Genomic DNA, 23,416 nt, shown 5'->3' on the forward strand with positions numbered 1-23,416 from the left:
TTGATTCGCCTGCTTCGCAGGCTCACCCTGCGGGCGGCTCGAACCCGATTATCTGATATCGAGGGTTCGAACCCCGGTTCAGTGAAAATCAAAAAAAGGGCCGCGAGGGCCCTTTTCTTGTTTTTTGGCGGAGAGGGAGTCCGCCTCTGGGGGTTCCATACACTTCTATAGCAATCCGTTAACCCATTGTTACCAATAACTTTCTAGTCCTATCACGTCTCGTGACTTCCGACAGAGTCCGGATTAGAATGGGGGAGAAAGTGGGGGATAACGGAGGCACATATGGCCAACCTCACGGCTACCGGAGTCAGAAACGCGGGCCAAGGCAAACACTTCGACGGGAAGGGCCTCTACCTCGTCGCTAAGGGCGGATCGAAGCTCTGGGTATACCGCTATCAGATCCAGGGCAAAAGGCGCGATATGGGCTTAGGGGGCTATCCTGAGCTATCTCTCAAGGAAGCCCGAGAGTTACGGGACAAGTACCGGAAGCTCGCCAAGTCTGGCGCAGATCCGATAGCTGCACGGCGGGAAGAGCGAGAGCGAGCTATTCGGGAATCCCGACAGGGAATCACCTTCAAGGAATGCGCCGCTGCCTATATCGAGAGCCACCAATCAGGCTGGCGGAATCCCAAGCACGTCGCTCAGTGGAAGAACACCCTGGAAACGTATGCCTACCCAAAAATAGGGCAGTCTTTAGTGAAGGACATCGACACCGAAGCCATCTTGGCCATCCTTCAGCCGATCTGGACTAAGAAGACCGAGACAGCCTCCAGAGTACGGGGACGCATAGAGAACATCCTCGATTGGGCCAGAGTCCGAGGCTTTCGAGTGGGCGAGAATCCAGCCCGCTGGCGAGGCCACCTGGACAAACTGCTACCGAAACGCAGCAAGGTAGCCCCCGTCACGCACCACCCCGCTCTACCCTATTTCGAGCTACCCGCCTTCATGGCTGAACTACGTCAGAAAGACCCAATCTCAGCCCGAGCGCTCGAATTTCTCATTCTGACGGCAGCCCGCACCGGAGAGGTAATCCGCGCCACATGGGAGGAATTCGACCTAGAAGCCGGAATATGGACTATCCCAGGAGAGCGCATGAAAGGTAGCCGACCGCACCGCGTAGCGTTGAGCAAGCAAGCGAAAGCCATTGTGGAAAAGCTCAAGGAGCGGCGAGAGAGCGAGTTTGTCTTCCCTGGCGCCAGACCGAATCGGCCCATCTCCTCAATGACCATGCTCAAACTGCTGCGAACGCTAGGCCATGACGGGATCACCGTCCACGGCTTCCGCTCTACGTTCCGGGATTGGTGCGCCGAGCAAACTTCGTTTCCCCGGGAAATCGCGGAAGCTGCGTTAGCGCACGTACTCTCCGACAAGACGGAAGCAGCCTATCAGCGGGGAGATATGTTCGAGCGGCGCAAAAAGCTGATGCAATCGTGGGCGAACTTCGGCTACACCAAGGCAAAGAATGCTGATCGCGTTGTGCAACTACTTGGCAAAGGAGCCGCGTAGCTGAAATTCTTGAGTACAAGCCGGGCTAGGTTAGCTACCGAAAAGCCGGACACCTTCACCGGCCTGCCCCGGCTTCCTAAATTGGAGGGCGCTGGAAGGAGCGCAAAGTGGGCGGACGTAAGAAACCGACAACCCCCGACGAAAAGTCACCCGACGATTGGTTCAGGGCCTCCTCTCTCCCAGATCTACTCAGACATGACACCTGGACACCACATACCGCCTTGTCTCTGATCTGCGATATCGACCCAATCAGGTCCGTACTCGCCCCCCCGAATGCCACCCTTGTCGATTACGGCCATATCGTTGTTGATAATTCCGGATCAGGTCCACCCATGTACGAGTGGATATCCCTCTTATCGGATGATCCAGCAAATATCTTTCGCCCAGACAATGAGGGAGAAGATCTCGAAGAAGCACAAAATTCCCGTAAGCATGAGCTGGAGAAGCTCGGCCGCTGGGACGAGGATGATTACGAGCTTTTTACGTTACTAGACAAGCTCGAAGCGCGGTATCGCGCCCAAGAGAACCTCTGCCGCGCATGGGCGATTTACCTAAGCAAACCTGAGCATTCCGATCTCGCGCCTCGCGAGCCGAGTTACTACATAGATTGGGCTCACAAAAAAAGATACGGCATTCCGTGGGAGGCCTGGGCGAAGAAACGGGGACTACTCAACCTGTCTCCCGATTCCCAAGATAGTAACAACCCCAACGCTCCAGTTTCGCCGCGAGCGAAAGCTACCTACGAGAGAATTATTGGGGGACTGCTTGAAATGCTAACTGGAGAGATAAACGGCAAACCAAACAGCGTATTCAGGAACCAGGAGGCTATCGTTAGCCACCTTGTTGATAAGTATGGGGGGCGGGATGGAATTTCCGAGAGGAACCTCGATCAGAAGTTCGCTGACGCTAGAAAGAGGCTGAAGCACGACTGATTGGCTGCAGTTGCAGCGCGAATTGCTGCACTTGCGCTGACTCTCCGTCGTAGACACCCCAAATTAAAGCCATGTCCAACGGCATCTAGGAGGATGCAGACATGGCTGATAAGACAATCTGGCGACTACCGGAGGTAATGGCGCGGACTGGGCTTTCTCGCTCCACCATCTACGCAAAGATCTCGCGGAACGAGTTCCCTCCCCCGATCAACCTCAGTGTACGGGCCGTCGGATGGCTCGCTGACGAGGTTGACGCTTGGATAGCTGGGAAAATCCACACCTCGCGAGGTGATCAGCAATGATCGTCCATATCAGCGAGGAGCGGCGAATCAAAGGGGGCGAGCTAGCCTGGGAACTCCAGAAGCCCCGAAAGCGTAAAGGGAAGACCGGCTGGGAATCCTTCAAGTGGTTCAATTCCTTTGGCAGCGCACTGGAGAGCGCCGTACGGGAGGAGATCAGGCTTCACCCGGCTCAGACCCTCTCCGAGGCCATAGAGGCCGTCTCCGGGATTGTCCGGCGCTATAACGAGCTAATCCCGGCTGAATTTGAGCTTAGGCGTAAGCCCGTAGATCGATGACAGGGAAAGTCGTTGGCTACCACCCTCTGATTCCAGAGGGCGAGTACCTGGTGCGGTTTATGTACTACGAGACGGGCCAATCCTGGAATAGCAACAAGGTAATCCTGCACTTTGCCGTGGCGGAGGGGGAGTATGGCGGTACTCCCCTCATCCGCTACTACAACGCTCTAGACTTGGAGCCACCCTTAGGCCGGGACGGGAAGTTCACCGTGGGGGATCGAAGCCACCTCGTTAAGGAATTTCGCTCCCTCCTCTCGGAGTCCAGCGCGAAAGGCGACATCAACCTGAATCTATACCGAGGGCGGCTTATTCGGGCCCGCGTGGGCAGTACTCGCCAGACGGGCTTAGGGGAGGACTTAGACAAACCGAACCAGTACAGCGTTATCCGTAAACTCTTGGAAACTGCCAAGTGATGGCGCTATCTTTAGGCAAGACCACTTGGAACGCCGAGGTCTCGCGCACGGGCGATGTCTGACTTTTTCTCTTCATTGTCGGCCCGATGGGCGGAGCTTACTGGGCTCACCTCGCTCACCGCAATTCTTATCGCGATCACCGCCTTTATTGCCGCGAGTATTGGGAACTTCTTTCTCCATGATTTCTACCGAAGACTATGGGATGCTTTCACCGCAAAGCGACGCCGCGCCGCTCTGACAAAAGTTGCGTCGGAGCTCGCCAAACAGCAGAACGGAAAGGACTTCGCATTCGGCAGGATTTCCACGTCTGTCTATGTTCTCGATTTTTGTCCGTTGGGTTACGAGCCAGGCTTTTTGGTGTCAGAGCAGGAATCACGCATCGAGGAGATTCCCGAGGAGTTTCGATACGCGTACGAGCGCTCCCTCGCCCGCTTCACGGAAAAGCTGGAACGGAGAGAAATCTACGAAGGCAAAGCCAAAATAGCACCCAAAGCAATATCCGTGGATCGCGCAGACGGTACAGAAGCCAATCGCCTCCGCATCACCTACTGCCTATCGAAGGGTTACATACATCAAAGAGCTGCCACTGAGGTTTTCCAAAGCTTGCCTGAGGCGAAACGCCGCCAACTACTGCGCGAGCCGCCTATGACAATGCATCCCTTCTTTAGCAATAACCTTGGCATCTGCGTTGGAATAATTACAGGTAATGGTGAACTGCTATTCGTCGAACGCGGTGCCACCGCTGTAAATAGCGGCCGGATCGTCTGCGGAGCCGTGGAAGGAATGACTGTTGACGATTTGACGCAAGGAAGGATAGATCCTATCCGCGCAGCCCAACGCGCACTGCTCGAGGAATTCGGATTGAATCTCGATCCAAACGAAACCTCAGCTATTAGAGTTATCGCCTGCATCTTTAACAACGATTTCCATGAGTGGAACCTTGTCGCCTACGTCGATCTACGACGATTCGGGGATAAGTATCTTAGTGCGACGTTTTTCGACTACATCACCACTGGCAAACCGAAAGACAAATGGGAAGGTTGGGCGCTAACCGCGATACCCCTGAAACCAAAGAACATCGCTGGCTTCGTATTGGCATATGAGAAACGAATGACGAATTACGCCATTGTCACCACAATCTACACTCTGCTTGCTGCACACGGTAGTCGTGAGGAAGTTGCGCGTGCCTTCGACCCGCGAACGGATTTGGACTAGTCTGGAACCTCGGTTTCTCTCACAGCTGACCGTCAATAGCTTAAAACCCAGATAAACGGACTTGCGCGAACCGAGCGCGCAGCATAAGACACCTCAAAACGCGGTATCCCAAGGTTGAAAAATGCCTTCAATCGGGATAAACAATCAGGGTTCCATCACGGACCAGTTCGTTCCAGTTGGTCTGATCCATAGCGTCTTTCACGTCCTGCCCCCCTTCACTGAGACGCTCCAGATCAACTGACGTCACTTCCCCATTCTGCCGCCAACCTCGCACCTTAGTTTCATACACACCGGCACGGATTTGCTTTCGCTCTCCCGATGTACCGTGTGTGAACTCTAGATCTTTCTGGATTCCGATCATGGTTTTCGTGGGCACCATCGGCGGCACCGCGTCTACGACGCGCCTGATCTCCTCATCAAGAGTATCGAAGTCAATCCAATCCTGATTGGGAATCTCGCTTTTCAGTAGTTGCTTGAAACGCCCAAGAAGCGGGCCGAACTCCTCGACAGGTAGTGGCGACTCGAGATTGAGCCCATGCTCACCCTCCGCGCCCGTTTGCTGCCAGAAAACCGTCAGTGCTGCGGGCAAACGATAGAAGTCCACCATCACAAATAGACGGTTCCCGGAGTCGTTCTCCGCCTCCAAAGCGAACTCACGCGTAACAGAGACCGTATTCCCGTTTGGCTGCACAACTCTGGTCCGCCAAGCGTCCTGAAAAATTTCGGCCCCTGGATCAACGAACCTGACCCAGCCGTTCTGGAACCGAACTTGATTATCGGAGGTGCTTTGCTCTTCCGGAGGTTGCGCGGGCTTTTCCGTAGTCGTCGTTGACCCCTCATCTTCCGCGTCCTCTTCAACGCTTTCTGCCCCGGAGCCGTTGCCTTGACTCGCGATCTCTCCCTCCGCATTCTTCTCCCCTGACGGAACGCGCTTCCAGCCAATAATCGCGCCAAATAATCCAATGAGCGCGATGGAAAAGTAGAAGCGAACTTGCTCGGGCTCATTTGGCGAAGAAACGGCGAGAAAGAAGCCACCCGCGAAAAGTCCGAAATTTAGCCATTGAAAAAGCTGCGTATGACCCCTGAATACCAAAACTATTACCAGCCAGATCCCGCCAGCGATAACGATAGTCTCCAACAACATGATGCCCCCCCTCCTTGGACTTTGGTCGGAATATCAAATTGCTCGCGACTTTTCCAGAGCTTAGTGCGTGAGAGTTGGCCAAACTAGGGTGGGAGAGGATAGGCACTAGGGTAGGTGTAGGTGTGGGGTAGGATGGGACAGGATAGGAAGGGATAGGCAAGAGGTAGGAGCCTCCTGTATCTGCCCTTTTAATTCAGCAATTCGTCGCTGTCTCAGCTAGTTGGGTCGTCGAGGGGCTCTATTTACTGAACCGCCAACCATCTGACCAATAGATAGAAATAAGAGCCTACTCGTCAGAACGCTACAGTCGTCCGAGTTTCCGCTTTCGGCCAAACCCAGACAAGCTCGCTGCGATGAAAAATGAAACTCGAACGTATCGCTGCGACTTGTTGCAAATTAGGTCTTTCTCTTCATTCCGCCAGCCGCGGGAGCACCGTATTTATCTGCGAATTTCGAGAATACCTCCTCGACAGCATTGAGATCAGCGATCGACTCGAAATTCTCCAAAATGATCGTTAAAAGGTAGTTATTCCCGTAGTGGTACTCCTCATTAAGTGCTCGTAACTGCTCGTACGCTTTCTCGGATAACGCTGCGTTGAACCTTTTCGGCAATGGATACCTCTTTGGCGGCATAACTTTACTCCGATTGTTCATTCAAGCGAGGGAACAAAGGCGCTGTACTGCCCAGGAAATAGTCTACCAACGATAGTCCGCTTTGGGTCGGGAGCGGACCCTTTTGTTTTTCAGCGGCGTGACGCACTGGGTGCTTGCGGTCTGGCAGGGAACACGATTTGCCCCCGGCACTTTGTCACTGAGGCTCATTCGCAAACGAAAATTCTTGCCGTTTAGGGCTATGTGGGGATCCGGCTCGGTATTCACTTGCAGCTTGTAGCGTCTGATCCCCCCCCCGGTCCTTTTCGTGCTGAATTCCGCTGAACCTCGCCTGCATTTAGGTGCGAACCTCTCCGAACCTCGCCATCCCCTTTGGGCGCGAACTTCAGCGAAAACGACCTAGCGGCCTTTTAGGGGCGAACCTCGGCAAATGTCGCACCCCTTTTGCTGTCGAATCTCGACAGCGGGTCCTTCCCAAGATCGAGGGATGCGGGTATCGCTCAGCGCAGGCTCTCCGATCATTGCCAAAAAAATACGGACTTCTAATTAGCTGAAAGAAGCCTATTCGGATTCGAGTACTTTTTTCTTTTCGGCTTCGAATTCTTCGTCAGTGATTATTCCGCGTTCCCGCAGGTCGTTGAGAGTCTCTAATTGCTGATATCGATCAGTCTGGCCATTGGTAACGCCAGCCGCCGATTCAGCAGTTGTTCCCGACACACCCTCAGCGGCAGATTCTTCACGCTTCACGGGAATGACGAAGTTCGCAGGGTATTCTCGATGCTTATCCGTAATCGCATCAGTGATTCCAAAGTCAATAAAGACGGCGCTCGCGACAATCTTCCCTCCCATCCGGCTGGGGATCCCCCCAGTCACAGACCGCCCATTCTCCGTCTCGCAGTCATACTTCAGAACGTCATCCGACTTTCTGATTGAAACGGTGCCCGGAAGATCCGCTGACCAAATTCCCCGCTTGTTCTGAAGCTCGCAGATACCTTCGCTGCCATCGCTGAAAGACAACGCAACTGGTGTCATCGCGTCCTCCGTCAATGTTGCACATCCAGCCGCCAGTGTGGCGATACCAATTACCAGAATTCTCATGATGTTGCCCCATTCCCTAGCTCGCACCTGGGTTGATTCTAATCGCAAGCTTGCTGTATTTGGTATTTTCCAAACAATTTGGACGGATATTGCCCGTAAATACGGGCGGAGGATTACCTTAGGACAAGCCGGGAGAAGCCCTCGGCAACGCCACCTAGCCTTCAGCCTTCAATTACCAAACATCGACCCTCTACCAGCCTCTCCCGGGCTCGTACACGCTGATTTGCCGAATATCTGGCCGATCTGCCGAGATATTGGGAAAGCAATAAGGGACAGGCCGGTACAAGCTGGGTCCATGGACCTAGTGCCGATCATTGAATACTGGTGCTGTCCAGACGAGGATTGTCAGGACCTTCTGGAAGACGCCTTTCTGAGCGATCAAATCGAGGCACTCGCGTACGAGCCAGCTTGCCTCTGGATACAACACCAAAGGCGCCGAGATTGAAGTCACAAGCTCGGCTGCGGATTTACTACGTTGATGGAGCGCGTCATTGAGTAGCGCAACTACCAATTGGGAGGCTTCGCTATCACGCGCCCGGCGACGCCGGTAAAAGGATCGGCAAACTGATTTTCAGCATATCGCTCCTTTCTTATTAGGAACGACTTGCTCGTAATCGAATTCAATTCTTTGTTCTTACGCTTGTATGGGAATGCGAAACAAATAGTCTTGGCGGGAAAGACGTCCGCAGCCATCCGGACGGCCGGAGCAAGATCTGTGTCTCCGGTTACGAGCACTACCGTGTCGCATGCATCAAGATGGAATAGCTCCATTATCTTCAAAGAGAGTGCGACGTCGGTTTCTTTCTCTTCATAGTGAACATTATTTGTCTTGCATCCTCGGCACCACACCGTTTTGTACTTGAATCGGCCAAGCCGAATCTTGACGCCAGTGCTGCGCAAGCAATCAATGTAATCTTCGTGTTTTTTTGTGGTACCAGGCCGTGAAGAGTCGATATGTTTAGCTAGAGCGGAAAAGTAGTAGATTTCCCGAAGAACGGCGTCCCTCCCAAAGATAGAGAGATACGACGTTAAAAGACTTCTTAGGTCTAGCCAAAGGGTCGGAGCGCCCGCGAGGTCGGCGCGAGCGTCCTTGGCAGAGTGGTAGACGTTGAATCCGTCTACAAGAAAAGTGACTCTGTTCATAAGGCAAAAAAAACCCTCCAGGCCGTGACCTGAAGGGGGCCAGAGAACCCGTAGGTCCGTCTGGGGCTGACAAGTAAATTATGGCAATTATTCGCTTGTAGTCAAGGGTTGCGTAGAGCGAAAGTGCCTCAACAGTCGCGAAGAGGCTTCTTTTTTGTCTTATAGCGCCACGACTTGACTGGGTGCTTGGGTATCCACTCAGGAATGAAGTTTGCTCCCCGCACCTGCAAATTTGGGAGCCATCCCGGCTTCCCGGCGGCTAAACGTGTCTCTAGCCCTCATTTGGTCGGCTAAGTAGTGGCCGAAATTCGTGCTGGAAGGATACCGGGGCACACACCCTTGTGGTGCAGTGACAGAAATCAAGTGGGGGATAAATTGGGGGATAAATCGATCAGTTAGTAAGAAAAAACCATATATTTCAATGGCTTTACTATTGAACTTGGCGGAGAGGGAGGGATTCGAACCCTCGATAGGGGGTTACCCTATACATGAATTCCAATCATGCGCCTTCGACCACTCGGCCACCTCTCCGGAATTCTCGTCCCGCGCTGAAGCGGGCGCGCAGATTACTGCAGCGGCCCCGCCAGTTCAATCTTCCTCGTCGTCGTCGCGAGTATCGGCCATTCGCTGCGAGAACGGCGGAGGCTCTTGCAGGCAGCGGCCCTCCCCGGCTCCGGGAGGCGTCGAGGCTACCGGCACTTCCAGGTCGCGACGCTGGTCCAGGCCGCTCAGGCCTTCCGGCACCTTGAGCGGATCCGTGAGCCGGCTCTCCTGGTAGGGCTTGGTCTCGCTGCAGTCATCGCCGCCCAGGCCGAGCCCGAAACAGCCGCTCAGCAGCATTGCGGTCGCCGGCCAGAGGATCAGTCGTTTCATCCGTTCGTCTCCGCGCCCAGCATGATGCCGGCGTCGTTGAGTGCCTCGTCCACCGGTTGCCGAAAGCGCGCGTCCAGCGGCGTGAGCGGCAGCCGGATACCCATTCCCATAAAGCCCATGCGATGCAGGGCCCACTTCACCGGGATAGGGTTCGACTCCAGGAACATGGCCTTGTTCACCGGCTGCAGGCGCGCATCGATCTCGCGCACCGTCGCCTCGTCGCCGTCCGCGGCCGCACGGCACAGCTCCGCCATCAGGGCCGGCGCCACGTTCGCCGTCACCGACACCACGCCGTGACCACCGCCGAGCAGGAAATCCGCGCTGGTGAAGTCGTCGCCGCTGAAGTAGCGGAAATCCGCGGGGCAGACCGCCTGCATGGCCTGCAGGCGGCGAACGTCGCCGGTAGCGTCCTTGATGCCGAAGATGCGCTCATGCGCCGCCAGCCTGGCCACCGTTTCCGGCAGCAGGTCCGAGGACGTCCGGCCGGGTACGTTATAGAGCATCACCGGTTGGCTCACCGCATCCGCCACGGTCGAGAAATGCCGAAACATACCCTCCTGGGTCGGCTTGTTGTAGTACGGGACGACCATCAGGAAGCCGTCTATGCCGGACCCGTCGACTGCCTCCGACAGCGCCAGGGTCTGGCGGGTGGAGTTGGAGCCGGTGCCGGCCAGTATCCGGACGCGCCCGTCCGCGAGCTCCACGGAGCGGCGCACCAGCTTGGCGTGCTCCTCTTTCAGGAGCGTGGCAGACTCGCCCGTCGTGCCGGCGATCACCAGCCCGTCCGTTCCCGCATCGCAATGGAAATCGATCAGGCGTTCGAGCGCCGCATAGTCGACCTCGTCGGCATCGGTGAATGGCGTCGCGAGCGCGACCAGGCTGCCCCGGATCATGAACTACTCCGCGTGAACAAGCCGGCGATGGTACTGGCCGGGCCCGGTCCGCGGCAAGAGTGCGCGGCAAATCAATTGCTTGCACGCCGCTACAATCACAGTACACTGCGGCGACCAGCCAGCCGCACCAGACGCAAAATCTATTCGAGAAAAATGTCGCAACTTATTGTTATTTCAGCTATCGGAAACGACCGAACGGGTGTGGTTCAGGACCTGACGGAGACCATCCTGGAGTGCGGCGGCAACATCATCGAGAGCCGCATGAGCACCCTCGGCCAGGAATTCGCCATGCTGCTGCTGGTCTCCGGCAACTGGCATACCGTGAACCGGCTGGAGACCGAACTCGGCAAGCTCGAGAAGCAACACGGCATCAACGCCACCCTGCGCCAGACCCGGGAGCGGATGGAAAAGCGGGACAGCCTGCCCTACGCCGTCGATGTGGTCTGCCTCGACCAGCAGGGGGTGGTGTTCAATATCGCCCGCTTCTTCTCCAGCCGGGGCATCGACATCGCCGAACTCAGCACCCGCAGTTACGCGGCAGCCCACACCGGCGCGCCGATGTTCTCGGTGCAGATGAACATCAGCGTGCCCGAGCGCATCCACATCGCCCAGCTTCGCGAAGAATTCATGGAGATGTGCGACCAGTACAATCTGGACGCGATACTCGAACCGGTGAAAGCCTGACGCCGGCGCGGTCCGGCACGGATTCCATTGCAGGAGGAGAGACCCCGATGAGCGCACCCGAGATCGGCAAGGTAGTCAAGGACTTCAAGCTGCCCGCGACGGGGGACAAGACGGTCCGCCTGAAGGACCTGCGCGGCAAGAACGTCGTGTTGTACTTCTACCCGAAGGACTCCACACCCGGGTGCACCACCGAGGGCCAGGATTTCCGCGATCTGCACGGCAAATTCAAGCGGGCAAACACGATAATCCTGGGCGTCTCCCGTGACTCGATCGCCTCCCACGAGAAATTCCGGGCCAAGCACGAGTTTCCCTTCGATCTGCTGTCCGATGCCGACGAGAACGTCTGCCGACAGTTCGACGTGATCAAGGAGAAGAACATGTACGGGCGCAAGGTCATGGGCATCGAGCGCAGCACATTCCTGATCGACGACAAGGGCAAGCTGCGGCGGGAATGGCGCAAGGTCAGGGTGAAGGGCCACGCCGAGGAAGTACTCGAGGCGGCGAAAGAGCTGGCCTGACGCCGTGGCCCCGGCCGGACGTTTCGCTGACACTTCCTGACGGTCGGATGCGGACGGCCGGCGTATAATGGGAACGCAATATGCCGGTCATTGTCCTAACCCCCATGTTGGCTGACCTTCGAAGACGGGCCGTTCTGGCTGCCAGGACAGTGCTGCTGATCGCGCCGCTCGCTGCGATACTCGCGAGCGGCGGCCCGCTGCTGGCGGCCGACGATTTGCCCGACATCGGCAGTCCGGCCAATGCCATGCTGCCCAAGTCGGAGGAGGCCCGCATAGGCCGCGCGATCATGCGCGAGCTCAGGCGTCGGGGCACGGTGGTCGACGACCCCCAGATCACCGAATATATCGAGGCGATCGGCCACCGCCTGGTCGCACATGCGAACGATGGCGAGCAGGATTTCAAGTTCTTCGTCGTCGACGACTCGAGCATCAACGCGTTCGCTCTGCCCGGCGGCTTCATCGGCGTGCATACGGGACTGATAGAGGCGACGGAGGACGAGAGCGAGCTGGCCGGTGTGCTGGCCCACGAGATCGCTCACGTGACCCAGCGCCACATCGCGCGCTCCATCTACAACAACTCCCGCGCCAATATCATCACGCTGGCCACCATGCTGGGCGCCATCCTCGTGGGCATGGCCGCGGATGGCGGCGGTGACGCAACCCAGGGTGCCATCATGGGCGCCCAGGGGATGATGGCGCAGAACCGCATCGACTTCACCCGACGCAACGAATACGAGGCGGACCGGGTCGGCGTAGCCACGATGGCCGCCGCCGGCTTCGATCCCCAGGGCATGCCCGACTTCTTCGCCACCATCGGCCGTCGGGCGGGACCGTTCGCGAGCAGCGTCCCGGAGTTCCTCCGCACCCACCCGGTGTCCAGCGCCCGCATCGCCGAGACCCGCGCCCGGGCGGCCGCGCTGAGCGTGGTCGACGTCGAGGAGACGATGGGGTACGGCCTGAGCAAGGCACGGATCATCGCGAAGGGTCGTACCTCACCCGATAATGCCCTTACCTACTTCCGCGAATCCGCGCCGCCGGGCGACGCCGCACTCTACGGCGAGGCGCTGGTGCTGCTGCGTATGGATCGACCGGCTGAGGCCCAGCGCATCTTCGAGCAGCTGATCGACCGCAACGAGGACGTGATCGCCTATCACATCGGCCTGGCCGAGGCGCAGATGGCGAACGACAACGAGATGGCCTCGCTGTCCACGTATGCGAACGCCCGCGAGCTATTCCCGCGCAACGTGCCACTGGTGATCAGCTATGCCGAGACCCTGCTGCAGCTGGGCCGCGGCGGCATGGCCCACGACATGCTGCTGGACCTGCTGAACAACACGCCGCCCACGCCGGAACAGGTGCGGCTGATCGCACGCGCCGCCATTGCGGCCGGAGAGACGGCCGAGGCCCATTACTACCTGTCCGAGTACAACATCATGATCGGCGACCTCGTGCGGGCGGTGAGCTTCCTGTCACGGGCTCTGGAGCTGCCGGAGACGGAGCCGATCCAGCGCGCGCGCTTCGAGGCGCGTATCGATTTCATCAAGGAATACCTGAGCGAGGAGCAGCTCAGGGAGGTGGCACGGAACGATCCCGGCCGGAACCCGGGGATCGGCTGACGATTATTGGCCGGCGCCGGACCGCGGACGGAGATTCAGGGCGGCGCGGCGCCCTCTTCGCCCCCCCGGTCCTCGATGAATCCCACCCAGCGCTCGCCCGCGCTCAGCAGTTCTTCAACATCGCTGGTCTGGGCGATGTTGGTAACCTTCTCCGGTATCCGGCGGAAGTGAATCTCACGCACGCTGTGATTCGCCCAGGTAATCCACTCCAGCAGCAGGGCCAGGCCGGCGCTGTCGGTCTTCGTGACGCCGCCCAGGTCGACTTCCAGCATCGTGTGGTCGGCGAAGTGCTCGATGCTCTCCCGCAGTATCGCGGCCGCCGTCGCGAAGGTCATCTCGCCCTCCAGCGCGAATCGACCCTCGCCCAGGTCACGGAACTCCCAGCGCTGGCTCACGCCTCGCTCGCGCCTTCCGAATCAGCGGAATCGGACTCTCCGTCCGCGCCTCCCGGCAAATCCGCTTCACGCTCCAGGCGCTGAATGACGGCTTCCAGTCCCTTGCTGGCGATCTCCGCGTTGAGCTCGGTGCGGAAATTGCGCACGTAGGAAATGCCCTCGACGGTCACGTCATAGACCTTCCAGCCGTCGTCACGCTTCACCAGGCCGTAGTTCACCGGCACTTCGGTACCGTCGTCCAGCTTGACCTGGGTGCGAACCGTGGTGCGTCGCTCCTCAGCATCGCCGCGGAAGGGCAGCACCTCGATGCGCTCCTCGTCGAACTCCAGCACGCCGTCGGCGTAGCGCTCGAGCAGTGCCCGGTAGAAGGCCCGGATGAACCGCTGCTGCTGTTCCTCGCTGGCCGTGCGCCAGTAACGTCCCAGCACGAGCTGCGAGGCGTAACGGCGGTCGAAGCGCGGCAGCAGGATGCCGTCTATCACCTCGTACAGCTCCTGCCGGTCCTCCGACAGCTCCAGCTTGCGGCCCTCGAGCGCTGCGGAGAGTTCGTCCACCGCGGTCTCGATCACTGCGGTGGGATCTTCGGTCCGGGCGACGCCCGGCAGGCTCAGCAACACCCCCAGCAGCGCCAGGGTCGTCATCCGCATTCTCATTCGTCGCCTCCCGAACCCATATTCACCAGGAATTTCCCGATCAGATTCTCCAACACCACCGCGGACTGGGTGAACAGCACCTCGCTGCCGTCCTCCAGGTACATTTCCGAGCCGCCGGGCTGAAGCCCGATGTACTGACTGCCGAGCAATCCCGCGGTGAGGATGCTGGCGTCGGAATCCTCCGGTATCTGGTCGTAGCGGTTCTCTATCCGCATGGTCACGACGGCGTCCAGGCGCCGGGGGTCGAACTCGATCGAGCTTACACGCCCGATGGTGACGCCGGCCATACTCACCGGCGAACGCACCTTCAGACTGCCCACATTCTGGAACCGGGCCGTCACCTCGTAGCTGTCGTCCTGCACGTAACCGCCGATGGTGGTCGTCTGCGTGATCAGAAAGAACAGCGCGGCGAAGCCCAGGAACACGAACAACCCGGTGCTGATTTCTACGGCTCTCGTCTGTTGCATAAGTGCTGTACCTTCACATCAAGGCGGCGGTGATCATGAAATCGAGCACGAGCACGGCGATGGAGGAAATGACCACCGTGCGCGTCGTCGCCCTGCCGACCCCTTCCGCTGTCGGCAGGGCATTGTAACCCTCGAACACGGCCAGCAGACTGGCCGCCACACCGAAGACGACGCTCTTGACCACGCCCTCCATGATGTCGGCCAGCTCCACACTCTCCCTCATCTGCGCCCAGAAGGCGCCGATATCAACCCCCATCAGCACGACGCCCACCATGTAGGCGCCGAAGATGCCCACCGCACTGAAGATGCCGGCGAGCAGCGGCATGGCGATGACGCCGCCGAGGAAGCGGGGCATCACGACCCGCCGGATGGGGTCCACGGCCATCATCTCCATGGCCGAGAGCTGGTCCGTGGCCCGCATGAGGCCGATCTCCGACGCGAGCGCCGTACCGGCCCGGCCGGAGAACAGCAGCGCGGTCACCACGGGGCCGAGTTCCTTCATGAGCGAGAGCGCAACGAACACGCCGAGCGCGTCCTCGGAGCCGAACCGCGACAGGTTGTCGTAACCCTGCAGGCCCAGGACACCGCCCACGAAGAAGGCGGAGGTAATGATGATGGGCAGCGACAGCGCGCCAGTATTGTGGACCTGCTGCACGACGAGCGGGAAACGGCGCCAGATCGCCCGCGGGGTCGCTGCCACCAGGCGCAGGAAAAACAGCTGCAGCTGACCGAAGGTCCGCAGGAAGCCGGCCAGGGCGTAGAGGAGCTCCCGCAACACAGCGTCAGTCGCCCTCGCGGCCGAGGAGCTGCTCCGCATAGTCCGGTGCCGGGTAATGGAACGGCACCGGGCCGTCCGCCATGCCGTGCATGAACTGCTTGACCAGTTCCGAGGGCGCGCCGCTCAGCTCTTCCGGGCTGCCCGACGCCACCACCTTGCCGTCCGAGATCAGGTAGCTCACGTCGGCCACGGTGCTGATCTCCTGCACGTCGTGACTGACCACGATGCTGGAGATGCCGAGGATGTCGTTCATGCGCCGCACGAGGCGCACGATCACACCCATCGAGATCGGGTCCAGTCCCACGAAGGGCTCGTCGTAGATGAGGATCTCCGGGTCCATGACCATGGCCCGCGCCAGTGCCACCCGCCGCTCCATGCCTCCGGAGAGTTCGGACGGCATGAGGGTGGCTGCGCCGCGCAGCCCGACGGCATGCAGCTTGGTGAGCACGATGTGGCGGATCAGGCGGTCCGGCAGATCGGTGTGCTCGCGCAGCGGGAAGGCCACGTTCTCGAACACCGAGTAATCCGTGAGCAGCGCACCGTTCTGGAACAGCATGCCGATCTTCTTGCGCATCCGGTAGATGCCGCCCCGGTTGAGTTTCGAGACGTCCTCGCCATCGACGATGATCGTGCCCCGGTCGGGCACGAGCTGGCCCGTGATCAGACGCAGCAGCGTGGTCTTGCCGGTACCGCTGGGGCCCATGACGGCGGTGACCTTGCCTCGTTTGATGTCGATATCCAGATGGTCGAATATCTGGCGCTGGCCGCGCGAATAGCAGAGGCCGCGGATCTCGACCATATTTTGTGTCTTCTGGGCCATCTCCGTCCTTGTACCGCCGGTGCGCCGGGCCCGGGCGGGCCCTCGCGCAAGCGGCAGAGCATAGCAAAATACCCTGCCCCGGGCCGTCCGGAATCTGCCTCCGATCTGGCACCGGAAACCAATTAGTACTAAAATGGTCCCCTATAACGTGCAGGAGGGGCTTCGGCCCCGATCTTCTGATCGGTGTCAGCCCGCTCCGTCAATCGAGAGAACCGCGATGCTGAGAATCTCGAAACTCACCGATTACGGGACCGTGGTGCTCGCGCACCTGGCGGACGACGACCAGCGTCTGCAGAGTGCCAGCGAGATCGCCGCGGCGACCGGGCTGGGCGCCCCCACCGTCAGCAAACTGCTGAAACAGCTCGCCCGCGCGGGCCTGGTGGCCTCCGAGCGCGGCGCGAACGGCGGCTACCGCCTGGCGCAGGCGCCGGAAGACATCAGCGCGGCCCAGATCATAGACGCCCTGGAAGGCCCGCTGGCCATCACCGAGTGCAGCGGGCAGGAGTCGAGCTGCGAGCTGGAAGAGAACTGCAGCGTGGGCAGCTCCTGGCAGCAGATCAACCGGCAGATCCGCGCCGCCCTGGCGGGTATCAGCCTGACAGAGTTGCAGAAATCACGCCCCACGATCCCCACATTCACGCTCGTGCCGATGCCCGCGACCATCGCGCCCATCGGCCGGCAAGACAAAACGGACACACACTGAGCGCACTATGGCTACCAAGAGCACCGAAGTAGAGACACTGGTTAAGAGCAAGTACCGCCACGGCTTCTACACGGACATCGCCGCGGACACCGTGCCGCCGGGCCTGTCCGAGGACGTCATCGCCATGATCTCGGCGAAGAAAGACGAGCCCGAGTGGATGCTGGAGTGGCGCCTGCAGGCGTACCGGCACTGGCTGAAGATGCGCGAGCCGAGCTGGGCGCACGTGCAGCATCCGCCCATCGACTTCCAGGCCATCTCCTATTTCTCGGCGCCGAAGTCCGACGCGGACCGGCCGCAGAGCCTGGACGAGGTGGATCCGAAGCTGCTCGAGACCTACGACAAGCTCGGCATCCCGCTGCACGAGCGGGCGCGCCTCGCCGGCGTGGCCGTCGATGCCGTGTTTGACAGCGTCTCGGTCACGACCACGTTCAAGGAGAAGCTCTCGGAGGCCGGCGTCATCTTCTGCTCGTTCTCGGAAGCCATCCGCGAGCATCCGGAACTGGTCCGCAAGTATCTCGGCAGCGTGGTGCCGCGGCGGGACAATTTCTTCGCGGCACTGAACTCCGCGGTCTTCACGGACGGCAGCTTCGTCTACGTGCCGAAGGGCGTGCGCTGCCCCATGGAGCTGTCCACTTATTTCCGCATCAACGCGGCCAATACCGGTCAGTTCGAGCGCACGCTGATCGTCGCCGAAGAAGGCAGCCACGTGAGCTACCTCGAGGGCTGCACGGCCCCCATGCGGGACGAGAACCAGCTGCATGCGGCCGTGGTGGAGCTCGTCGCCATGAAGGACGCCGAGATCAAGTACTCCACAGTGCAGAACTGGTATCCCGGCGACGAGGAAGGCAGAGGCGGCATCTACAACTTCGTCACCAAGCGGGGCGATTGCCGCGGCGATGATTCCAAGATCTCCTGGACCCAGGTGGAGACCGGCTCGGCCATCACCTGGAAGTATCCGAGCTGCATCCTGCGGGGCGACCGTTCGGTGGGCGAGTTCTACTCGGTGGCGGTCACCAACAATCTGCAGCAGGCCGACACCGGCACGAAGATGATCCACATCGGCAAGGACACTTCGAGCACCATCGTCTCCAAGGGCATCTCCGCCGGCCGGGCCCAGCAGGCCTACCGCGGACTGGTGCGGGTGATGCCGGGCGCCCACAGGGCGCGTAACTACACTCAGTGCGACTCGCTGCTGATCGGGAAGGAATGCGGCGCGCACACCTTCCCCTACGTGGAGGTGAAAAACCCCTCGGCGCAGGTGGAACACGAGGCGACCACGTCGAAGATCGGCGAGGACCAGCTGTTCTATTGCCGCCAGCGCGGTATCTCCGAGGAAGATGCCGTCAATCTCATCGTCAACGGCTTCTGCAAGGAAGTCTTCAAGGAACTGCCCATGGAATTCGCCGTCGAGGCACAGGCTCTGCTGAACGTGAGCCTCGAAGGCGCCGTGGGCTGATAAGGACACTACATGGAACCCTTACTCGAAATCAGGAATCTGCACGCCACCGTCGAGGGCACCGAAATCCTCCGCGGTCTGGACCTGACGGTGAACGCCGGCGAGGTGCACGCCATCATGGGTCCGAACGGCTCGGGCAAGAGCACGCTGGCCCACGTGCTGGCTGGCCGGGACGACTACGAGGTCACGGCCGGCGAAGTGCGCTTCCGCGGCCGCGACCTGCTGGAGATGGAACCCGAGGAGCGCGCCCGCGAAGGCGTCTTCCTGGCCTTCCAGTATCCCGTGGAGATCCCTGGCGTGAATAACGCCTACCTGCTCAAGGCTGCACTGAATTCGGTGCGCAAGGCCCGTGGCGAGTCGGAAGTGGACGCCATCGACTTCCTGAAGCTGGTGCGCTCGAAGATGAGCCTCATGCAGATGGACCAGAGCTTTCTGAACCGGGGCGTGAACGAGGGCTTCTCCGGCGGCGAGAAGAAGCGCAACGAGATTCTGCAGATGGCCGTGCTGGAGCCGACGCTGTGTCTGCTCGACGAAACCGACTCGGGCCTCGACATCGACGCGCTGAAGGTCGTGGCGGGAGGCGTGAATTCCCTGCGTACGCCGGATCGGGCGATCGTGATGGTGACCCACTACCAGCGTCTGCTCGACTACATCGAGCCCGACGCGGTGCACGTTCTGTCCCGCGGCCGCATCGTGCGCTCCGGCGACAAGAACCTGGCGCTGGAACTCGAGGAGCGCGGCTACGACTGGCTGCGCGAGGCGGCGAACGCATGAAGGCACCGTCCCTCGACGAGACGCGGCTGCGGCAGGCGGTCGAGGCCCGGCCGGGGCCCGACTGGCTCGCCCGGTTCCGCGAGGCGAGCCTGCAGCGCTTTCTGGACGCGGGCTTCCCCCACGTTCGCCAAGAGGACTGGAAGTACACCAGCCTGGCACCGCTGGCGGATCTCAGCGACGACTGGCTGGCTGGCACCGCCGAGGCCCCGGGCGAGAGCGCGGAGCGCCGGGCGGCGGCGCTGGCGCGGGAGGTACTCGGCGAGTTCGACGCTCACTCCGTGGTGTTCGTCGACGGACGCCTGGACGCCGACTCCCTGCCGGACGCGCTGCCGGAAGGCGTCTCCGTGGAGCCGCTGCTGAAGACGGGGCTGCCGCCGCAGAGTGCCGCCGGCGCCTCCGCAGACGCGATGACCGCGCTGAACGGCGCGCTCCTCACCGACGGCCTGCGGCTGTCCCTGGACGACACTGCCGTGCTGGATCGGCCGCTCTATCTCGTGTTCGTGGTCACCGGTGAGGCGAGCGCCGTGGCCAGCCCGCGCATCGTGGTCGAGGCCGGCGCCCACGCCCGCGCGACGATCGTCGAACACTATGCAGGCGACGCGGACGCCCGGCGCTTCACCAACGTGGTCACCGACATCGTCCAGCACGAAGCCTCGCGCATCGAGCACTTCAGGCTCCAGCAGCAGCCATTGCAGAGCTTCCAGGTGAGCCGCCTGCATGCCAGTCTGGCGGCGCGGGCCAGACTGGACTGCCACAGTCTCGACCTGGGCGGCCGGCTGGTGCGTCACGATACGATGGTGCGCCTGACCGACAGGGAAGCCACCGTCAACCTGAACGGGATCTACGTGACGGGCGGCGATCAGCACGTGGACAACCACACCCGCATCGACCACGAAGCGCCGGACACGGTCAGCACCGAGGATTACCGTGGCGTGCTCAAAGACCGGAGTCGCGCCGTGTTCAACGGCAAGGTGATGGTGCACCCCGGTGCCGACGGCACGGACGCGGCGCAGTCCAACCGCAATCTGCTGCTCTCGGACAAGGCGGAAGTCGACACCAAGCCGGAGCTGGAAATCTACGCCGACGACGTGAAGTGCAGCCACGGCGCCACGGTCGGCCAGCTGGACGAGACCGCGCTGTTCTATCTGCGCTCCCGCGGCATCGACACGGAGAGCGCCCGGCACCTGCTCATCTTCGCCTTCCTGCGCGAGCTGCTCGGCCGCACCGATTCCCCTGCACTGGCGCGGCGGATGGAGCGCATGCTGGTTGGCGGACTGCCTGAATTCGACGAACTGGAGTCGTTACTGTGAGTGCTCAGGAAAATCAGATAGCGGGCGATCTCGCCACTGCAGCCGTCGAAGCCCGCCGGTCGGACTTCCCGATCCTGTTCCAGCAGGTGAACGGTCAGCCGTTGACCTACCTGGACAGTGCCGCCTCCTCCCAGCGCCCGCTGCCTGTGATAGAGGCGGTGGAATACTACGACAAGCACGACCACGCCAACGTGCACCGCGGAGTCCATACGCTGAGCCACCGGGCAACAGAGGCCTACGAGGGCGCGCGGGAGAAGGTGCGGCGCTTCATCAACGCCGCCGCCACCTCGGAGATCGTCTTCACCCGCGGCACCACCGAGGCCATCAACCTGGTGGCGAACAGCTGGGCCGCGGAGAATATCGGCGCCGGCGACGAGATCCTGATCACCTGGCTGGAGCATCACGCCAACATCGTCCCCTGGCAGATGCTCTGCGAGCGCTCCGGCGCGGTGCTGCGAGTCGCCCCCATCGACGACGCCGGCGCAGTGGACATCGAGGCGCTGAAGGCGCTGATCAGCGAGCGCACGAAGCTTATCGCCTTCTCCCATACGTCGAATGCCCTCGGCACTATCACACCGGCGCGGGAGATCATCGCGCTGGCCCGGGAGCGCGGCATCGTGACGCTGGTGGACGGCGCCCAGGCGGTGCCCCACGGGCCCGTGGACGTGCAGGATCTCGGCTGCGACTTCTTCGCCTTCTCCGGACACAAGATGTATGCGCCCACCGGGATCGGTGTGCTGTACGGTCGGGAGGCGCTGCTGGAGGAGATGCCTCCCTGGCAGGGTGGTGGAGACATGATCCTCACCGTCTCCTTCGAAGGCAGCACCTGGAACGAGCTGCCGTATAAATTCGAGGCCGGCACGCCGAACATCTCCGGTGCCATCGGCCTCGGTGCGGCGGTGGATTACCTGGCTGGCGTCGGGCCGGCGGAGATCGCCCGCTACGAGACCGAGCTGCTGGCCTATCTGAACCAGCAGCTGGCCACCGTGGAAGGGCTGCGCATCATCGGCACGGCGCCCCACAAGGTGGGCGTGGTCTCGTTCATGCTGGACGACATCCATCCCCACGACCTCGGCACCATCCTGGACCAGCTCGGCGTCGCCATCCGCACGGGCCATCACTGCGCCATGCCTGTGATGGAGCGCTACGACCTGCCGGGTACGGCACGAGCCTCGCTCGGCCTCTATAACAACCGGGAAGACGTGGACCGGCTGGTGGCGGCGCTGGGACGCGCGAAAGAGATCTTCGGAGGCTGACCGTGGCGGAACCCTCGGCCGGGCAACTGCGTGAGCTGTACCGGGAGCTGATCCTGGACCATGCCCGACGCCCGCGCCACTTCGGGCGACCGGAGCACTATACCCACGAGGCGGAAGGAGTGAATCCGCTGTGCGGGGACAAGTTGCATCTCTACTTCTGCGTCGAGGACGGCGAAGTCCGGGACGCCGCATTCGAGGGCAGTGGCTGCGCCATCTCGATAGCCTCCGCATCGCTACTGACCGAGACGGTATCGGGCCACTCCGAGGCCGAGGCACTGGACGCGGCGGACGGTATCCAGGCGATGCTCCGCGGCGAGGACGCCGGCGCGGGACTCGGCAAGCTGGAGGCGCTGGCCGGGGTGCGGGATTTTCCGTCCCGGGTAAAATGCGCGAGCCTGGCCTGGCATGCGCTGCGCGCGGCATTGACGAGACACGACGGAAAGGTGAGCACTGAATCATGATGTTCGGGCACAACAGCGAACCGGTCACCCTCACCCGCGACGTGCGGGCAGTGATCATTCCCATGGGCGAAGAGGTGACGCTGCGCGAGGGCGCCACGGCCCACATCACGCAGGCACTTGGCGGCAGTTTCACCATCTTCCTGGAAGGCAACCTGTTCCGCATCGCCGGCGCCGATGCGGATGCGTTGGGCAAGGAGCCGGTGCCGCCGCCGGAGGTGCCCGACGATGCCACCGACGAGGAACTGGAAGCCGTGATCTGGTCTCAGCTGAAGACCTGCTACGACCCGGAGATCCCGGTGAACATCGCCGATCTGGGGCTGATCTACCGCTGTGAGATCAGCAGTCTCGGCAAGGGCGAGCGACGGGTGGACATCGATATGACGCTGACTGCGCCCGGCTGCGGTATGGGCGACATCCTCGTCGAGGACGTGCGCGAGAAGGTGTCGGTCATCCCGACGGTGGCAGAAGTGCAGGTGGAGCTGGTGTTCGATCCGCCCTGGAACCAGTCGATGATGAGCGACGAGGCGCGGCTGCAGACGGGCATGATGTGACCGAGCAGCGCGGCCATCCCTCGCAGCCGCCGGGAGACCGGGAGAAGACGCTGACGCTGTTGCGTCACGCGAAGTCGAGCTGGAAGGACGACTCCGTCTCCGACTTCGACCGGCCGCTCAGCAGCCGGGGCCGCGGGGATGCTCCCGACATGGGACGCCGCCTCCAGGCGGCCGGCGTCCGGCCGTCGCTGATCGTCAGCAGTCCCGCCAAACGGGCGTGGGCCACTGCGAAGGCAGTCGCCCGGGTGATCGGCTATCCGCGCGAGTTCCTGCAGAGGGATGCCGACCTGTACCTCGCCAGTGCGGGGACGCTTGTGGAGGTAATCGGGCGCCAAGACGGGAGCTTCAACCACCTGCTGATCTGCGCACACAACCCCGGGCTCACCGACCTGGTGAACAGGCTGCTGCCGGGCCTCACCGACAACCTGGTCACGGCCGGCTTCGTCACCGTGGCCGCCGAAGCAAAGGACTGGCGGGAGTTCTTCACTGCCGGGTTCCGCCTGGTCGCCTACGACTACCCAAAGAGAATCCACGACCGCACCGATTAGCGATTAGGTGCCGGACCGAA

At 61.0% G+C, this 23,416-nt stretch carries 27 protein-coding genes and 1 tRNA gene; 17 read left to right on the forward strand and 11 right to left on the reverse strand.

Annotation, left to right across the window (positions count from 1 at the left end; translation table 11 throughout):
• Positions 1-282: 282 nt before the first annotated feature.
• From ACJMKX_RS05495 to ACJMKX_RS05520, 6 genes are all read left to right on the forward strand, one after another.
• Entirely contained in the window at positions 283-1,506 is a 1,224-nt protein-coding gene (locus ACJMKX_RS05495; protein WP_405222203.1) for a tyrosine-type recombinase/integrase, read from the forward strand.
• Between the two features lie 107 nt (positions 1,507-1,613).
• Entirely contained in the window at positions 1,614-2,438 is an 825-nt protein-coding gene (locus ACJMKX_RS05500) for a hypothetical protein (RefSeq protein WP_405222206.1), read from the forward strand.
• 101 nt (positions 2,439-2,539) lie between these two features.
• Positions 2,540-2,740: a helix-turn-helix transcriptional regulator gene (locus tag ACJMKX_RS05505; RefSeq protein ID WP_405222209.1), complete on the forward strand. Its 201-nt coding sequence runs from the start codon at positions 2,540-2,542 to the stop codon at positions 2,738-2,740.
• Positions 2,737-3,015, forward strand: a complete 279-nt coding sequence (locus tag ACJMKX_RS05510) for a hypothetical protein (RefSeq protein ID WP_405222212.1) — start codon at positions 2,737-2,739, stop codon at positions 3,013-3,015. Before ACJMKX_RS05505 ends, ACJMKX_RS05510 begins: the two co-directional genes overlap by 4 nt.
• Positions 3,012-3,428, forward strand: coding sequence for a hypothetical protein (locus ACJMKX_RS05515; protein ID WP_405222215.1), 417 nt, complete (start codon positions 3,012-3,014; stop codon positions 3,426-3,428). The genes ACJMKX_RS05510 and ACJMKX_RS05515 overlap by 4 nt, the downstream gene beginning before the upstream one ends.
• A gap of 54 nt (positions 3,429-3,482) precedes the next feature.
• Positions 3,483-4,643: a hypothetical protein gene (locus ACJMKX_RS05520; protein WP_405222218.1), complete on the forward strand. Its 1,161-nt coding sequence runs from the start codon at positions 3,483-3,485 to the stop codon at positions 4,641-4,643.
• Between the two features lie 127 nt (positions 4,644-4,770).
• On the opposite strand, the gene ACJMKX_RS05525 is transcribed toward ACJMKX_RS05520, so the two are convergent.
• The 6 genes from ACJMKX_RS05525 to dapA all read right to left on the reverse strand — a co-directional run bounded on the left by ACJMKX_RS05525 (position 4,771) and on the right by dapA (position 10,406).
• Positions 4,771-5,787 (reverse strand): hypothetical protein, encoded by a 1,017-nt coding sequence (locus tag ACJMKX_RS05525; protein WP_405222221.1) that lies wholly within the window; start codon positions 5,785-5,787, stop codon positions 4,771-4,773.
• A 1,173-nt stretch (positions 5,788-6,960) separates the two neighbouring features.
• On the reverse strand, positions 6,961-7,497 hold the full coding sequence (locus ACJMKX_RS05530) for an SHOCT domain-containing protein (protein WP_405222224.1): 537 nt from the start codon (positions 7,495-7,497) through the stop codon (positions 6,961-6,963).
• A gap of 504 nt (positions 7,498-8,001) precedes the next feature.
• The gene (locus ACJMKX_RS05535; protein WP_405222226.1) at positions 8,002-8,640 is read right to left on the reverse strand and encodes an NYN domain-containing protein; all 639 of its coding nucleotides are present in this window, start codon (positions 8,638-8,640) and stop codon (positions 8,002-8,004) included.
• A 440-nt stretch (positions 8,641-9,080) separates the two neighbouring features.
• A tRNA-Ser gene (locus ACJMKX_RS05540) sits at positions 9,081-9,171 on the reverse strand.
• Between the two features lie 57 nt (positions 9,172-9,228).
• Complete coding sequence (locus tag ACJMKX_RS05545) at positions 9,229-9,513, reverse strand: hypothetical protein (RefSeq protein WP_405222229.1); 285 nt, start codon at positions 9,511-9,513, stop codon at positions 9,229-9,231.
• Positions 9,510-10,406, reverse strand: coding sequence for a 4-hydroxy-tetrahydrodipicolinate synthase (dapA, locus tag ACJMKX_RS05550; protein WP_405222232.1), 897 nt, complete (start codon positions 10,404-10,406; stop codon positions 9,510-9,512). The genes ACJMKX_RS05545 and dapA overlap by 4 nt, the downstream gene beginning before the upstream one ends.
• A 153-nt stretch (positions 10,407-10,559) precedes the next feature.
• Between dapA and ACJMKX_RS05555 the strand changes: the two genes are divergently transcribed.
• The 3 genes from ACJMKX_RS05555 to ACJMKX_RS05565 all read left to right on the forward strand — a co-directional run bounded on the left by ACJMKX_RS05555 (position 10,560) and on the right by ACJMKX_RS05565 (position 13,224).
• A complete protein-coding gene (locus ACJMKX_RS05555; RefSeq protein WP_405222235.1) occupies positions 10,560-11,090 on the forward strand; it encodes a glycine cleavage system protein R in 531 nt (176 codons plus the stop codon).
• Positions 11,091-11,137: 47 nt separating this feature from the next.
• Complete coding sequence (locus ACJMKX_RS05560) at positions 11,138-11,608, forward strand: peroxiredoxin (protein WP_405222238.1); 471 nt, start codon at positions 11,138-11,140, stop codon at positions 11,606-11,608.
• Positions 11,609-11,757: 149 nt separating this feature from the next.
• The gene (locus tag ACJMKX_RS05565) at positions 11,758-13,224 is read left to right on the forward strand and encodes a M48 family metalloprotease (protein WP_405222241.1); all 1,467 of its coding nucleotides are present in this window, start codon (positions 11,758-11,760) and stop codon (positions 13,222-13,224) included.
• 35 nt (positions 13,225-13,259) lie between these two features.
• Here ACJMKX_RS05565 and ACJMKX_RS05570 read toward each other — a convergent pair whose 3' ends face one another.
• From ACJMKX_RS05570 to ACJMKX_RS05590, 5 genes are read right to left on the reverse strand one after another with little or no spacing between them, the layout of a single operon-like run.
• Positions 13,260-13,619: an STAS domain-containing protein gene (locus ACJMKX_RS05570; RefSeq protein ID WP_405222244.1), complete on the reverse strand. Its 360-nt coding sequence runs from the start codon at positions 13,617-13,619 to the stop codon at positions 13,260-13,262.
• A complete protein-coding gene (locus tag ACJMKX_RS05575; RefSeq protein ID WP_405222246.1) occupies positions 13,616-14,272 on the reverse strand; it encodes an MlaC/ttg2D family ABC transporter substrate-binding protein in 657 nt (218 codons plus the stop codon). The genes ACJMKX_RS05570 and ACJMKX_RS05575 overlap by 4 nt, the downstream gene beginning before the upstream one ends.
• Entirely contained in the window at positions 14,269-14,739 is a 471-nt protein-coding gene (mlaD, locus tag ACJMKX_RS05580; RefSeq protein WP_405222249.1) for an outer membrane lipid asymmetry maintenance protein MlaD, read from the reverse strand. The genes ACJMKX_RS05575 and mlaD overlap by 4 nt, the downstream gene beginning before the upstream one ends.
• A gap of 13 nt (positions 14,740-14,752) precedes the next feature.
• Entirely contained in the window at positions 14,753-15,556 is an 804-nt protein-coding gene (gene mlaE / locus ACJMKX_RS05585) for a lipid asymmetry maintenance ABC transporter permease subunit MlaE (protein ID WP_405222252.1), read from the reverse strand.
• Positions 15,522-16,337: an ABC transporter ATP-binding protein gene (locus ACJMKX_RS05590; protein ID WP_405222255.1), complete on the reverse strand. Its 816-nt coding sequence runs from the start codon at positions 16,335-16,337 to the stop codon at positions 15,522-15,524. The genes mlaE and ACJMKX_RS05590 overlap by 35 nt, the downstream gene beginning before the upstream one ends.
• A gap of 217 nt (positions 16,338-16,554) precedes the next feature.
• Here ACJMKX_RS05590 and ACJMKX_RS05595 point away from each other — a divergent pair, with 217 nt between their 5' ends.
• From ACJMKX_RS05595 to ACJMKX_RS05630, 8 genes are read left to right on the forward strand one after another with little or no spacing between them, the layout of a single operon-like run.
• On the forward strand, positions 16,555-17,040 hold the full coding sequence (locus tag ACJMKX_RS05595) for an SUF system Fe-S cluster assembly regulator (protein WP_405222257.1): 486 nt from the start codon (positions 16,555-16,557) through the stop codon (positions 17,038-17,040).
• Between the two features lie 7 nt (positions 17,041-17,047).
• Positions 17,048-18,496, forward strand: a complete 1,449-nt coding sequence (gene sufB, locus ACJMKX_RS05600) for a Fe-S cluster assembly protein SufB (RefSeq protein WP_405222260.1) — start codon at positions 17,048-17,050, stop codon at positions 18,494-18,496.
• 12 nt (positions 18,497-18,508) lie between these two features.
• A complete protein-coding gene (sufC, locus tag ACJMKX_RS05605; protein WP_405222262.1) occupies positions 18,509-19,270 on the forward strand; it encodes a Fe-S cluster assembly ATPase SufC in 762 nt (253 codons plus the stop codon).
• The gene (gene sufD, locus ACJMKX_RS05610; RefSeq protein WP_405222265.1) at positions 19,267-20,580 is read left to right on the forward strand and encodes a Fe-S cluster assembly protein SufD; all 1,314 of its coding nucleotides are present in this window, start codon (positions 19,267-19,269) and stop codon (positions 20,578-20,580) included. The genes sufC and sufD overlap by 4 nt, the downstream gene beginning before the upstream one ends.
• Positions 20,577-21,836, forward strand: coding sequence for a cysteine desulfurase (locus ACJMKX_RS05615; RefSeq protein WP_405222268.1), 1,260 nt, complete (start codon positions 20,577-20,579; stop codon positions 21,834-21,836). Before sufD ends, ACJMKX_RS05615 begins: the two co-directional genes overlap by 4 nt.
• A 2-nt stretch (positions 21,837-21,838) precedes the next feature.
• The gene (gene sufU / locus ACJMKX_RS05620; protein WP_405222271.1) at positions 21,839-22,297 is read left to right on the forward strand and encodes a Fe-S cluster assembly sulfur transfer protein SufU; all 459 of its coding nucleotides are present in this window, start codon (positions 21,839-21,841) and stop codon (positions 22,295-22,297) included.
• Positions 22,297-22,848: a putative Fe-S cluster assembly protein SufT gene (gene sufT, locus ACJMKX_RS05625; protein ID WP_405223772.1), complete on the forward strand. Its 552-nt coding sequence runs from the start codon at positions 22,297-22,299 to the stop codon at positions 22,846-22,848. The genes sufU and sufT overlap by 1 nt, the downstream gene beginning before the upstream one ends.
• Positions 22,845-23,396 carry a SixA phosphatase family protein gene (locus ACJMKX_RS05630; protein WP_405222274.1) on the forward strand — a complete coding sequence of 184 codons (552 nt, stop codon included), beginning with the start codon at positions 22,845-22,847 and terminating at the stop codon, positions 23,394-23,396. Before sufT ends, ACJMKX_RS05630 begins: the two co-directional genes overlap by 4 nt.
• Positions 23,397-23,416 lie beyond the last annotated feature (20 nt).

The organism is Lentisalinibacter sediminis (assembly GCF_040706615.1).
GTDB classification, from domain to species: domain Bacteria; phylum Pseudomonadota; class Gammaproteobacteria; order Steroidobacterales; family Woeseiaceae; genus Lentisalinibacter; species Lentisalinibacter sediminis.